Here is a 12,700-nt window from a genome sequence, read left to right as displayed (position 1 = left end):
GGGTTGAAGGGCCGGTCTGAAACTCGCTTCTCTGTTGCTGGCTGGGTCATTCGGCTTCAACGAAACTCGACACCCCTCACTGCCGCGCACGGACACGGGTACAGCAAGACAGGCCGGTGGTAGACGGCCGCATATCGTAAGTATTCGCGATGAAACGCACAAGTTTGCGACTACGCTATCGACGTCTCGCCGAACCACGGCCTCGTCCGGTTCACGATATGGACCACCGACAGCATGACGGGGACCTCAACCAGCACGCCGACTACGGTCGCAAGAGCTGCTCCGGATTGAAGCCCGAAGATGCTGATGGCCGCCGCCACCGCCAGCTCAAAGAAGTTACTAGCACCAATCAGTGCGGCCGGTCCTGCCACACAGTGAGGGACGTTGAGCCACCGGCTCAGCCCGTACGCGATCCCCGCGTTGAGGTACACCTGAATCACGATGGGCACAGCGAGTATCGCGATGACGAGGGGCTGCGCGGTGATGGCTCTTCCCTGGAAGCCGAACAGGAGCACCAAGGTTGCCAGTAGGGCTACGGTAGACCAGGGGTCGAGGCGTTTCAGCGTTCGCTCCAGCGCCGGCAGCCCCGGACCACGCAGCAGTTGCAGACGCCAGAGCTGCGCCGCAATCACCGGCACGATGATGTACAGGAGCACGGACAGCATCAGCGTCGGCCAAGGCACGGCGATGGACGCCACACCCAGCAGCAACGCCACGATGGGAGCGAAGGCAATGACCATGATCGCGTCGTTCAGAGCGACCTGAGCCAAGGTGAAGTTGGGCTCTCCACCGCACAGCCTGGACCACACGAAGACCATCGCCGTGCAGGGGGCTGCGGCAAGCAGAATCAGCCCCGCGATGTACGAGTCTTGCTGTGCCACTGGGAGCCAGGCCACGAAGACGTGTCGGACGAACAGCCAGCCCAGCAGTGCCATGGAGAACGGCTTGACGCCCCAGTTCACGAACAGCGTCACGCCGATACCTCGCGCCTGCCGGCGCACTCCACTCAGTTGGGTGAAGTCCACCTTGATTAGCATCGGGACGATCATCAGCCATACCAGCACGGCCACCGGCAGGTTGATGTGCTGCACTTCCAGGGACGCCAAGGCCGAGAAGATGGGTGGGAAGAAGTGTCCGAGTGCTACGCCGGCGACGATGCAGGCCGCGACCCAGATGCTGAGGTAGTGTGCGAAGAAGCCGATGGGAGCGGGTGCCTCGGTGCTTACAACCTTGTTGCTCATCCGACGTGCTCGGTGCTGCCGATGTCCCGCAGTTCGCGTTGCGTTGCGATGCGATCCAGCTTCGCCAGTGGGAGAGCCAGGAGCAATTCGATGCGCTGTCGAAGCATCATCCAGGCGCTTCGGAATGCCCTCCTACGGGCGTCGTCGGTGCCTTCGGTGCTCGCGGGATCAGGCACACCCCAATGGGCCGTGACGGGCTGTCCGGGCCATATCGGGCACATCTCTCCAGCTGCGTTGTCGCATACGGTGATAACGATATCGATGGGCGGTGAATCCGGCTGCGCGAACTCATCCCAGCTCTTGCTGCGTAGCGTTGCTTCGTAGCCAAACTCGCGCGCCATCTGCGCAGCGATCGGTTGGACTGTGCCACTCGGAAAGCTGCCGGCGCTGTGGGCAATGAAGCGGCCTTGGCCCAAGACGTTGAGGAGGGCTTCGGCCATCACACTACGGGCCGAGTTTCCGGTGCATAGAAAGAGAACGTTGTACGGGGGCGTGCTCATTGAGGCCTCAGCAGCAGCTGGTTGATGTTCGTGGGGCACAGCTGGCCGCGCTTATGTCTGAAGGGCCGCAGCAGGAGCCCGTCCTCGGCTCGTCGAGGCTCGGAGCGCTCGTATATGTCGTCGCTTCGCCATGCGTCCGGAAACTCTCCCAGCGAACTCCCTGAGGGTCTTCAGCCCAGAACTTGTCGGAGTGGGCGTAGCAACACGTTGTGGCCTTCTCAGCGAGCATCACTGCGTCGGCGGATTGGAGACGTGACCCGATAACGGCGAGCTCGTTGTCGTCTTCCGCCTGAAGTCCTAGGTGGTCCACGCCAACGGTGCGGCCTCGGGCCGAGATGGCGAAGTTCACCCTGGGGTCGTCGAGCATCCACTTGGCGTAATCGTCTTTCACGACAGCTGGGGAAGTCCCGAAAAGGGTGGAGTAGAACGAGATGCTGGTGTCGAGGTGTTCGACGTTCACGTGGACGTGGAAGCGCTTCATGGTGTTCTCCGTGGAAGGCAGTTGGTGGCCGGCGCACAACTCTCAGGGCCGCCGGAGCCCGCGCAGCAGTTCTCAGTAAGGAAACCGAGCAGCGAGGTCATCTGTTCGTAGTTCGCGCGGCACTGGATCACCCGCCCGCGGCGTTCGTCGGCGACTAGCCCCGCACGTCGAAGGATATGGAGATGGTTTGTCAGCGTTGCTCCAGGAAGGCGCGTTGCCGTGGCAAGCTCGCCGACAGACATTCCTTTCTCGCCTGCCTGAACGAGGAGGCGAAAGAGGTGGAGGCGGTGCTCCTGGGACAGGGCACTGAGACAGGCGAGAGCGTTTATCGATTCCATGTTTCGAGAATTACGGAAACGTTAGGACGCGTCAAGTGCTCCCCGAAATGACAGCTAGGACACTTCGAGGCGATCCAGGAGATTGCGCACGGACGTCTTGTGCCATCGGCCGCCGCGAGGCGTCAGCATCCCTCGTTCGTTCAGGGCTGTCGCCACGGCCCCCAAACTTGTCTTGCCCTCAGTCGCGAGGGCGCGGATGACGGGCTGAAGGTTGCGCGCATGCGTGTCAGCAGCGGTTCGGATTGCTTGGAGGCTCGCAGTGTTCCCGCGCCCCGCCCGCTTGAGGGCCTGAGCTCCATTCGGATTGCCCAGGCGAACCCCGCGCGCCTTTGCGGCCGCCAGTGCCTCCTTAGTGCGCCGGGAGATGGCCTCGCGTTCCTGTTGGGCGACCAGGGCCATGATGCCGACAGTCAGATCGTTCGCGTCTGGCATATCCGCGGCCACAAAGCGCGCTCCACTGTCACGCAGGGCCAGAAGGAAGGCTGCATTGCGGGACAGGCGGTCCAGCTTTGCGATGACCAGCGTGGCACCCGTAACCTTCGCGAGGTGAAGGGCGCTCGCAAGCTCTGGCCGCTGGTTGAGCTTGCCACTCTCGATCTCGGTGAAGGTCTGGATGACCGTGCCGTGCCGCTGTGCGGCGTAGTTCTCGATGGCGGCCCGCTGGGCGTCCAGACCCAGGCCACTCTCGCCCTGCTTCCTTGTAGAGACTCGGAGGTAGCTCACAAGCTTCATCGGTTCCTCGATAGTATAAGACGGCCATACGCTCTTTGGGCGACTTGTTTACAAGGCTGCTGTATTCCTTCCCGTCTTCCATCGCGCCGACAAGCGATTCAACAATTTCGACAGGCAACTTTTGAGACAAGGCACCTACCTTCGGCAGGTTGCCAGCTGTTCTTGGAATCGGTTGCTTATGCCCCGTCTTTTTGTTCACACATCTCCCCCCGTTCAAGCGTTTATCAAAGTAACACCCTATAGTGGGAGAGTGCCAATGGGTGGCTCTTCGCGGGCCACTTTCCGTAAACATCCATTGGGATGGTATCGGCCCCCTAGGAAGTTCTTTGAACAGGACAATGGTTCGAGTCCGACTTTCACCCTCGAATTGATGGGGGTGGAGGGGGAAAGTGGCAGGGTCAGAGCGGCTCAGACACTCCACCGGAAATTTGTGCCCGACATTTCGAGGACTCCCCTTGGGGGACACCAAGTGCTACAGCAAGTGCTACGACGGCTGGTACAATCGACCCAACCGCATTAGTGGGAAGCCGCGGAAATGCTCGGTTCTGGTATTGGATGGTGGCTATGCTTCCCCTCCACCCATAGCCACCAATGCCTGTTTCAAGGCATTTCCAGTAAGGCCTGGAAGCCTCAAAACCCGCATGACAGCGGGTTTTTTTGTGCCTACCTGATTGAGCGGGCGGTTGTGCGGTTCATTGCCGCGCGTCGGCGGCAATGAACCGGAGGTATCGCTCTTGGTCGCGCCTTCTCAGGCGGCGGCGTCCTTGAGCTTCTTCAGCGGGCGCACCTTGAGCTTCACGCTGGCCGGCTTGGCGGCGAACCACTGTTCCACCTTGGTGAAGGGGTTGATGCCCTTGCGCTTCGGCTTGGCCGGCACGTTGACGGCGGTAATCTTCAGCAGACCCGGCAGCATGAAGGTGCCGGCACCCTTCTTGTGGACGGAGCCGACGACAGCGCCTTCCAGTGCGGCGAGTACGGCCCGCACGTCCTTGGCCACGACGCCGCTCGTTTCGGCGATGTGCGCCACCAGCCCCGACTTGCTCAGGGTTTCCTTGATCGGTTTGGGGGCGGCCGGCTTGGCAGCAGCCTTCGGGGCAGCCTTCTTCACAGCCTGTTTCTGGGTCTTTGCCATACGTTTCCCTGCGCAATTCGGTGAATGGAGTGCCGGAACGTCGCCCGGCAAGCGGAATGTAGGGCAAATCCGCGATGCGGCCAACAGTCGGGCGGCTCACGGTTGCGGGTGAAACGTATCGGGTGCGGGTGGGTCCCTGCCATCGTCGGCTTCGGAAACGGCTCTTTCGATATCTGCCCGGGCCGCGGAATCCGGGTTGGAGGGCCGTCATGCCGCAGAGTCGCGCGGTCCCGGCTGTACAATGCCGGCATGAATATCTTCAAGATTTTTACTCTCGAGGCGGCGCATCGGTTGCCGAACGTGCCGGCCGGGCACAAGTGCGCGCGGCTGCACGGGCATTCGTTCCGCGTCGAGATCCATGTCTCCGGGGAACCTGACCCGCAGTTGGGCTGGGTGATGGACTTTGCCGACGTGAAGGCGGCCTTTGCGCCGTTGTATGACCAGCTTGACCATCACTACCTCAACGACATCGAGGGGCTGGAAAACCCGACCAGCGAAATGCTGGTGCGCTGGATCTGGCGGCATCTGCAGCCGCGCCTGCCGGGGTTGGATAAAGTGGTGGTACATGAGACGTGTACCTCAGGCGCCAGCTGCAGTCGCAGTGATTTTTGACGCGCCGCGAAAAACGCCAACTGTCATCAAGTAAACGTTTTCATTGAATTTTTCATGACTGGCCTGGTTGGCTTGCGGAAAATATATTGCATTGCACAAAAAGTGCTGATAGAGTGCGTCCCACTACCCCATCCTCAGTGAGGACAGCACCATGACTCAGCAATTCAACAACCAGCTTTTCGCTTTCACCAAGCAGCTGACCGACAGCGCCTTCAAGGCCCAGTCGCTGGCCCTGAAGGGTCTGGAGACGGTCGCCGAGCTGCAGCTCAAGGCGCTCGAGGAGCACACCAAGGTTTCGGCCGAGTTCGTTGCCGAAGCGCTGGAAACCCGCGACATCAACGGCCTGCGCAGCCTGTGGGAAAAGGGCACCAGCCTGAACCGCGACAACGCCGAGCGTGCAGTGGCGGTTTCGCAGGAAGTCATCGCGATTACCCAGAAGACCGCCGAGTCGCTGAATGCGCTCGTGCAGGAGCAGCGTCAGGCCGCCAATGACGCCGTGTCGGCGCCGGTCGTCGCTGCTGCCAAGAAAGCCGCCAAGTAATCCCGGCTGTAGTTGCGCCGTCGCGGTTCGCCGCGATCCCAGGGTCGAACCTCGTGTTCGGCCCTGTTTGCATGTGCGGTTGCAAAAATTTCGCCTCGGGGAAGTGGCCGTCGCCCGTGTTGCGCGCCGCATTTTCAGCAAGCGGGGCGAGATGCCGCAAGAAGCACAGCTTGTCGCTGCAATCGGCGCGCTGATATACTTTTGCGGATTGGATCGTGGCCCGTAGCTGTTTCGGTGCCGCCTGGTGTAAACCGCGCGGAGACGTTACGTGCTCAACAGTCTTGCCTCCGGTCGACGTCTCGCTTTGCGCATCATGTGGCTGCAGCTTGCTGTGGCGGTGCTGGCCGGCCTCGTTTTCCTGGCGCTGGGGCGTCGTGAAGCGATGTCGGCTGCGGCGGGCGCGGCGATTGTGGCGCTGGGTACTGCGCTGCTGTCGGCGCGGTTCTTCAGCGGGTTGAACGGGGCTGGCGTGGCGTTGAGCCGATTGCTGACGGGCATGCTCCTGAAATGGATCGTGATCGTCGGGGGGCTGGTCGTGATCCTGTTCCAATACAAGTTGCCGCCGCTGGCCGCCATCACGGGGTTGGCGGCTGCTTACGCGGTTTATCTGTTGGCGTTCAGATTCAAGGGTTGAGACATGGCGAGTGAGTCGGGTGGCCTGACCGAATACATCCAGCACCATCTGACCCACCTGCGCCCGCAGGCGAGTCCGGAGGGTTTTTGGGCGGTGCATATCGACTCGATTACCGTGTCGCTTGTGCTTGGCGTGCTGTTTTGCCTGCTGTTCTGGCTGAAGGCGCGCAAGGCCACCGCCGGTGTGCCGGGCAAGGGGCAGGCCTTCGTCGAGCTCGTGCTGGAGTTCGTCGATGGCCAGGTCAAGGACGTGTTCCACGGCGATCGTCGCTTTTTGGGGCCGCTGGCGCTGACCGTGTTCGTCTGGGTCTTCCTGATGAATGCGATGGATCTGCTGCCGGTCGATCTGCTGCCGTGGATCACCCAGAAGTTCGGCGTCGGTCATTTCCGTGCCGTGCCGACCGCCGACATCAACATGACGTTCGCGATGTCGCTGACCATCTTCGTGCTGATCATTTTCTACAGCTTCAAGGCGAAGGGTGCCGGCGGCTACATGCACGAGCTGTTCACCGCTCCGTTTGGCGCGCATCCGCTGCTGTGGATCCCCAATTTCCTGCTCAACGTCGTCGAGCTGCTGTCCAAGCCGGTGAGCCTGGCGATGCGACTGTTCGGCAACATGTACGCCGGTGAGCTGGTCTTCATGCTGATCGCTGGTTTGTTCAGTGCTGGCGCCGGCTTGGCCGGCTGGGCGCTGTATGGCGCGGGCATCATCGGTTACACGGTGTGGGGCCTCTTCCACATCCTGATCATCGGCATCCAGGCCTTCATCTTCATGGTGCTGACGATCGTGTACATCTCGATGGCGCACGATCACCACTGATCACGCTTATCGAATCGCGATTTTCGAATCATCTGCTTCAACCGTTTTGATCTTTTCAGTTTAAATTTCTCAGGAGACCGTCGTGGAACTCATCGCTCATATTGCTCAAGTGCAGTCCTTCACCGCCATCGCGTTGGGTCTGATCATCGGCCTCGGTGCCCTCGGTGCCTGTATCGGTATCGGCGTCATGGGTTCCAAGTTCCTCGAAGCGGCTGCCCGTCAGCCGGAGCTGGTGCCGCTGCTGCAGGGCCGCATGTTCCTGCTCGCTGGCCTGATCGACGCCGCGTTCCTGATCGGCGTGGCGCTGGCGATGTACTTCGCCGTGGCCAACCCGCTGCTGTCGAAGCTGGTCGCAGGTTGAGTTACTGGGGGCGCCGTGGCGCCGCCGTCCGTCTGGCACGGGCATCCATAGTGCCCGTGTCTGTTTCATCCCGTATTTACAGGTAACGCAGCGATGGATTTCAACGCGACCTTGATTGGCGAAATGATTTCGTTCGCCATCTTGATCTGGTTCTGTGTCCACTTCATCTGGCCGCACATCAACAAGGCCATTGAAGAACGGCAGATCAAGATCGCCGAAGGCCTCAATGCGGCCGAGCGTGCGCACGCCGAGCTGAAGAGTGCCGACGTGAAGGTGGCTGCCGAGATCAAGGTGGCCCGTCAGCAGGCCTCCGAGATCATCGACAAGGCCCAGCAGCAGGCCAATCAGATCATCGACAAGGCCCGTGGCGAAGCCATCACCGAGATCAACCGGCTGAAGGCGAGCGCGCAGGACGACATCGCGTCGATGGCCCAGCGCGCCCGTGACCAGCTGCGCGAGCAGGTGGGCGCACTGGCGGTGCAGGGCGCCAGCAAGATCGTGCAGCGCGAGGTCGATGCGTCGACGCACAAGGCCTTGCTCGACCAGCTCGCGGCCGAGATCTGATCGATGGCACAGGCAATCACCCTCGCTCGCCCGTACGCCCGCGCCGCCTTCGAAGTGGCGCATGCCGCCGGTTCGCTGGCTGCGTGGTCGCAGGCGCTGACCTTCGCTGCTGCGGTAGCGAAGGATTCGCGCGTGGCCGATCTCGGCACCGATCCGCGGGTGCTGCCGGCTCAGCTGGTGGCCTTGCATCTGCCTGCCGGTGTCGCCGTCGATGCGCCGTTCGCGCAGTTCCTCACCGAGATGGCCGAGCAGCGTCGCATGGCGCTGCTGCCGGAAGTGGCCGATCTGTATGAGGCGTTCAAGCGTGAGTCCGAGTCGCAGCTGCTGGTCAAGGTGACCAGCGCGATGGCACTGGACGCGGCGCAGGCCGAACAGCTCAAGGTGTCGCTGAAGCGCCGCTTCAAGCGCGAGATCGAACTGGAAACCAAGGTCGATGCTTCGCTGCTGGCCGGCGTGGTGATCGATACCGGCGCAGAAGTGATCGACGGCTCCGCCCGCGGACGCCTGGCGCAGCTGGCCAGCGCTCTGAGTTGATTTAACGCGAAGTCCATTTCGCGAAGAGTAAAACCGGCCATCCATGGCCGGACTCGGTGAAAGAGCTTCGTTTCTAACATTTCGAGATAAATGACCATGTCCAGCACCACTTTGAATCCGTCCGAGATCAGCGAACTGATCAAGAACCGCATCGAGCAGTTCAAGCTCGGCGCGGAAGCACGCAACGAAGGCACGATCATCAGTGTGTCCGACGGCATCGTGCGCATCCACGGCCTCGCCGATGTGATGCAGGGTGAAATGATCGAGCTGCCGGGGAATTCGTTTGCCCTCGCCTTGAACCTCGAGCGCGACTCGGTCGGCGCGGTGGTGCTCGGTGAATACCAGCACCTGCGCGAAGGCGATACGGCCAAGACCACCGGCCGCATCCTCGAAGTGCCGGTCGGCCCGGAGCTGCTCGGCCGCGTCGTCGACGCGCTGGGCAACCCGATCGACGGCAAGGGTCCGCTCGGTGCCAAGCTCAACGCGGCGATCGAGAAGGTCGCGCCGGGCGTGATCTGGCGCAAGTCGGTCGATCAGCCGCTGCAGACCGGCTACAAGTCGGTCGACGCGATGATCCCGGTTGGCCGCGGCCAGCGCGAGCTGATCATCGGCGACCGCCAGACCGGCAAGACCGCGCTGGCGATCGACGCGATCATCGCGCAGAAGGATTCCGGCATTAAGTGCATCTACGTCGCGATCGGCCAGAAGCGTTCGTCGGTGGCCAACGTGGTGCGCAAGCTCGAAGCGAACGGCGCGCTGGCCAACACCATCGTCGTGGTCGCCTCGGCGTCCGAGTCGGCCGCGCTGCAGTACGTGGCGCCGTATTCCGGTTGCGCGATGGGCGAGTACTTCCGCGATCGCGGCGAAGACGCGCTGATCGTGTATGACGATCTGTCCAAGCAGGCCGTGGCCTACCGCCAGATCTCGCTGCTGCTGAAGCGTCCGCCGGGTCGTGAAGCGTATCCGGGCGACGTGTTCTATCTCCATTCGCGTCTGCTCGAGCGAGCATCGCGCGTGTCCGAGGAATACGTCGAGAAGTTCACCAACGGCGCCGTAAAGGGCAAGACCGGTTCGCTGACCGCGCTGCCGATCATCGAGACCCAGGGCGGCGACGTGTCGGCGTTCGTGCCGACCAACGTGATCTCGATCACCGACGGCCAGATCTTCCTGGAGACCGACCTGTTCAACGCCGGTATCCGTCCGGCCGTGAACGCCGGTATCTCGGTGTCCCGCGTCGGCGGTGCCGCGCAGACCAAGATCGTCAAGAAGCTGTCCGGCGGCGTGAAGCTGGCGCTGGCGCAGTATCGTGAGCTGGCCGCGTTCGCGCAGTTCGCCTCGGATCTGGATCCGGCCACCCGCGCCCAGCTCGATCGTGGTCAGCGCGTGGTCGAACTGATGAAGCAGGCGCAGTACTCGCCGCTGTCGATCGCCGAGCTGGCACTGTCGGTGTACGCCGCCGAGAAGGGCTACCTCGACGACCTGCCGGTCAACAAGGTGCTGCCGTTCGAGAAGGGTCTGCACGCGTTCATGCACCAGAACCACGCCGAGCTGATGAGCAAGATCGTGGCCACCGGTGACTGGAACAACGACATCGAAGCCACCTTCAAGGCCTCGCTGGACGAGTACAAGAAAACCGGTAGCTGGTAAGACGGTAGTAGTGAATCGGAAGGGCGGACAGCGTTCTCCCTTCCCACCAGCGAGCACAACGAGCGGATAAAGCATGGCCAGCGGACGCGAAATCAAAACCAAGATCAAGAGCACGCAGAACATGCGCAAGGTCACGCGCGCGCTCGAAATGGTCTCTGCGGCAAAGATTCGTCGCGCGCAGGACATGATGAAGGCCTCGCGTCCGTATGCCCGCTCGATGCGCAAGGTGATCGCGCACGTGGCCCAGGCCAGCACCGATTTCAGCCATCCGTTCCTGACCCAGCGCGAGAAAGTGGCGCGGGTTGGCTACATCGTGGTGTCGACCGATCGTGGCCTGTGCGGCGGCCTCAATTCCAACCTGTTCCGTCGCCTGTTGCCGGCGATCGCCGAGTGGCAGCAGCAGGGCGTGCAGGTGGACGTGGTCGCGATCGGCCAGAAGGCGATCTCGTTCTTCCGTCGTCTGAAGGGCGTCAACCTGATCGGCAGCGTCAGCCATCTGGGCGAGAAGCCCAAGCTGGAGCAGCTGGTCGGCGTGATCAAGGTGATGATGGACGCCTATACGTCCAACGGTCTGGATCGCGTGTTCCTCGCCTACAACGACTTCGTCAACACGATGACGCAGAAGCCGACCATCGACGCGCTGTTGCCGCTGCCGCTGGTGGCGTCGGAAATGGAAGCGCACCAGGCCGCTGGCGAGTCGGCGTATGCCGGCGTCAAGCTGGAAGCGAGCCACGACTGGGACTACATCTACGAGCCCGATGCGCAGACCGTGCTGGAGCACGTGCTGGGTCGTTACATCGAGTCGGTGGTGTACCAGGCGTCGCTGGAGAATCTGGCCAGCGAGCATGCCGCGCGGATGGTGGCGATGAAGAGCGCGTCGGATAATGCGAACAAGGTGATCGGCGAGCTGACGCTGATCTACAACAAGGCGCGTCAGGCCGCGATCACCCAGGAAATTTCTGAAATCGTCGGCGGCGCCGCGGCTGTATAAGTGCGATCGTCCCTGATCGCGGAACAAGATCAAAAAGCGGCCATCCGTGGCCGCACTCTCAATAAGAGCGACGCTTCAAACGGCGCTTAGACAGAACCTTAAAGATCCATCCGGAGCATTCCATGAGCCAGGGTAAAGTTGTTCAGATCATCGGCGCGGTCATCGACGTCGAGTTTCCGCGCGATCAGGTACCACAGGTGTACGATGCACTGAAGATCGACGGCACCGCGATCACGCTGGAAGTGCAGCAGGTGCTGGGCGATGGCATCGTGCGCACGATCGCGCTCGGTTCCACCGACGGCCTGCGCCGCAACCTGATCGCCCGCAACACCGGCGAAGGCATCAAGGTGCCGGTCGGCAAGCAGACGCTCGGCCGCATCATGGACGTGCTCGGCAACCCGATCGACGAAGCCGGCCCGATCGGTGAGCAGGATCGCTGGGTGATCCATCGCGAGGCGCCGAGCTATGACGACCAGGCGGCCGCGAACGACCTGCTGGAAACCGGCATCAAGGTGATCGACCTGATGTGCCCGTTCGCCAAGGGCGGCAAGGTCGGCCTGTTCGGCGGCGCCGGCGTGGGCAAGACCGTCAACATGATGGAATTGATCAACAACATCGCCAAGGCGCACGAAGGTCTGTCCGTGTTCGCCGGCGTGGGCGAGCGTACCCGCGAGGGCAACGACTTCTACCACGAGATGAAAGACTCCAACGTGCTCGACAAGGTCGCGATGGTGTACGGCCAGATGAACGAGCCGCCGGGCAACCGTCTGCGCGTGGCGCTGACCGGCCTGACCATGGCCGAGTACTTCCGCGACGAGAAGGACGCATCCGGCAAGGGCCGTGACGTGCTGTTCTTCGTCGACAACATCTACCGCTACACGCTGGCCGGTACCGAAGTGTCCGCACTGCTCGGTCGTATGCCGTCGGCGGTGGGTTACCAGCCGACGCTGGCCGAGGAAATGGGCGTGCTGCAGGAGCGCATCACCTCGACCAAGACCGGCTCGATCACCTCGATCCAGGCCGTCTACGTGCCCGCGGATGACCTTACCGATCCGTCGCCCGCCACCACCTTCGCCCACTTGGATGCGACCGTGGTGCTGAGCCGCAACATCGCTTCGCTGGGTATCTACCCGGCGGTGGATCCGCTGGATTCCACCAGCCGTCAGCTGGACCCGAACGTGATCGGCGTCGAGCACTACGACGTTGCCCGTCGTGTGCAGGGCACGCTGCAGCGCTACAAGGAGCTGAAGGACATCATCGCGATTCTCGGCATGGACGAGCTGTCGGAAGAAGACAAGCAGGCCGTGTCGCGTGCGCGCAAGATCGAGCGCTTCTTCTCGCAGCCGTTCCACGTGGCCGAAGTGTTCACCGGCTCGCCGGGCAAGTACGTGCCGCTGAAGGAAACCATCCGCGGCTTCAAGATGATCGTCGACGGCGACGTCGACCATCTGCCGGAGCAGGCGTTCTACATGGTTGGCGGCATCGACGAGGCGGTCAAGAAGGCCGAAGAGATGGGCGCCAAGAAGGCTGCCTGATCCTCAAGGGCGGACCGTCAGTCCGCCCTGTGTCTTAC

The 12,700-nt window shown here is 62.1% G+C and carries 16 protein-coding genes; 10 read left to right on the top strand and 6 right to left on the bottom strand.

The window, feature by feature from the left end; all coding sequences use genetic code 11:
* Positions 1-170 precede the first annotated feature (170 nt).
* The 6 genes from arsB to B0E50_RS05850 all read right to left on the bottom strand — a co-directional run bounded on the left by arsB (position 171) and on the right by B0E50_RS05850 (position 4,424).
* Complete coding sequence (arsB, locus tag B0E50_RS05875; RefSeq protein WP_077440253.1) at positions 171-1,241, bottom strand: ACR3 family arsenite efflux transporter; 1,071 nt, start codon at positions 1,239-1,241, stop codon at positions 171-173.
* Complete coding sequence (locus B0E50_RS05870; protein WP_077440252.1) at positions 1,238-1,741, bottom strand: arsenate reductase ArsC; 504 nt, start codon at positions 1,739-1,741, stop codon at positions 1,238-1,240. The genes arsB and B0E50_RS05870 overlap by 4 nt, the downstream gene beginning before the upstream one ends.
* A gap of 7 nt (positions 1,742-1,748) precedes the next feature.
* Complete coding sequence (locus B0E50_RS05865; protein WP_077440251.1) at positions 1,749-2,222, bottom strand: ArsI/CadI family heavy metal resistance metalloenzyme; 474 nt, start codon at positions 2,220-2,222, stop codon at positions 1,749-1,751.
* Positions 2,219-2,560, bottom strand: a complete 342-nt coding sequence (locus B0E50_RS05860; RefSeq protein WP_077440250.1) for a metalloregulator ArsR/SmtB family transcription factor — start codon at positions 2,558-2,560, stop codon at positions 2,219-2,221. The genes B0E50_RS05865 and B0E50_RS05860 overlap by 4 nt, the downstream gene beginning before the upstream one ends.
* A gap of 54 nt (positions 2,561-2,614) precedes the next feature.
* Positions 2,615-3,292: a recombinase family protein gene (locus B0E50_RS05855; protein WP_077440249.1), complete on the bottom strand. Its 678-nt coding sequence runs from the start codon at positions 3,290-3,292 to the stop codon at positions 2,615-2,617.
* A 748-nt stretch (positions 3,293-4,040) separates the two neighbouring features.
* The gene (locus B0E50_RS05850; RefSeq protein ID WP_077440248.1) at positions 4,041-4,424 is read right to left on the bottom strand and encodes an HU family DNA-binding protein; all 384 of its coding nucleotides are present in this window, start codon (positions 4,422-4,424) and stop codon (positions 4,041-4,043) included.
* Positions 4,425-4,673: 249 nt separating this feature from the next.
* On the opposite strand from B0E50_RS05850, the gene queD reads away from it, so the two are divergent.
* From queD to atpD, 10 genes are all read left to right on the top strand, one after another.
* Positions 4,674-5,036: a 6-carboxytetrahydropterin synthase QueD gene (queD, locus tag B0E50_RS05845; RefSeq protein ID WP_077440247.1), complete on the top strand. Its 363-nt coding sequence runs from the start codon at positions 4,674-4,676 to the stop codon at positions 5,034-5,036.
* Positions 5,037-5,187: 151 nt separating this feature from the next.
* Complete coding sequence (locus B0E50_RS05840) at positions 5,188-5,577, top strand: phasin family protein (protein ID WP_077440246.1); 390 nt, start codon at positions 5,188-5,190, stop codon at positions 5,575-5,577.
* 313 nt (positions 5,578-5,890) lie between these two features.
* Positions 5,891-6,211 (top strand): ATP synthase subunit I, encoded by a 321-nt coding sequence (locus tag B0E50_RS05835; RefSeq protein ID WP_139350765.1) that lies wholly within the window; start codon positions 5,891-5,893, stop codon positions 6,209-6,211.
* A gap of 3 nt (positions 6,212-6,214) precedes the next feature.
* Positions 6,215-7,030, top strand: coding sequence for a F0F1 ATP synthase subunit A (gene atpB, locus B0E50_RS05830; RefSeq protein ID WP_077440244.1), 816 nt, complete (start codon positions 6,215-6,217; stop codon positions 7,028-7,030).
* A gap of 82 nt (positions 7,031-7,112) precedes the next feature.
* On the top strand, positions 7,113-7,391 hold the full coding sequence (atpE, locus tag B0E50_RS05825; protein WP_077440243.1) for a F0F1 ATP synthase subunit C: 279 nt from the start codon (positions 7,113-7,115) through the stop codon (positions 7,389-7,391).
* A gap of 93 nt (positions 7,392-7,484) precedes the next feature.
* Positions 7,485-7,955: a F0F1 ATP synthase subunit B gene (locus B0E50_RS05820; protein ID WP_077440242.1), complete on the top strand. Its 471-nt coding sequence runs from the start codon at positions 7,485-7,487 to the stop codon at positions 7,953-7,955.
* A 3-nt stretch (positions 7,956-7,958) separates the two neighbouring features.
* Positions 7,959-8,489, top strand: a complete 531-nt coding sequence (locus B0E50_RS05815; RefSeq protein WP_077440241.1) for a F0F1 ATP synthase subunit delta — start codon at positions 7,959-7,961, stop codon at positions 8,487-8,489.
* 96 nt (positions 8,490-8,585) lie between these two features.
* Entirely contained in the window at positions 8,586-10,136 is a 1,551-nt protein-coding gene (gene atpA, locus B0E50_RS05810; protein WP_077440240.1) for a F0F1 ATP synthase subunit alpha, read from the top strand.
* 73 nt (positions 10,137-10,209) lie between these two features.
* Entirely contained in the window at positions 10,210-11,127 is a 918-nt protein-coding gene (gene atpG / locus B0E50_RS05805; RefSeq protein WP_077440239.1) for a F0F1 ATP synthase subunit gamma, read from the top strand.
* Positions 11,128-11,249: 122 nt separating this feature from the next.
* Positions 11,250-12,662: a F0F1 ATP synthase subunit beta gene (gene atpD, locus B0E50_RS05800; RefSeq protein ID WP_077440238.1), complete on the top strand. Its 1,413-nt coding sequence runs from the start codon at positions 11,250-11,252 to the stop codon at positions 12,660-12,662.
* The last annotated feature ends 38 nt before the right edge of the window (positions 12,663-12,700 follow it).

Origin of the sequence: Rhodanobacter sp. C01 (genome assembly GCF_002001045.1) — a bacterium.
Classification (GTDB): domain Bacteria; phylum Pseudomonadota; class Gammaproteobacteria; order Xanthomonadales; family Rhodanobacteraceae; genus Rhodanobacter.
Note: the sequence above shows the minus strand (reverse complement) of the source record. Positions and strands in the feature narration are given on the sequence as shown.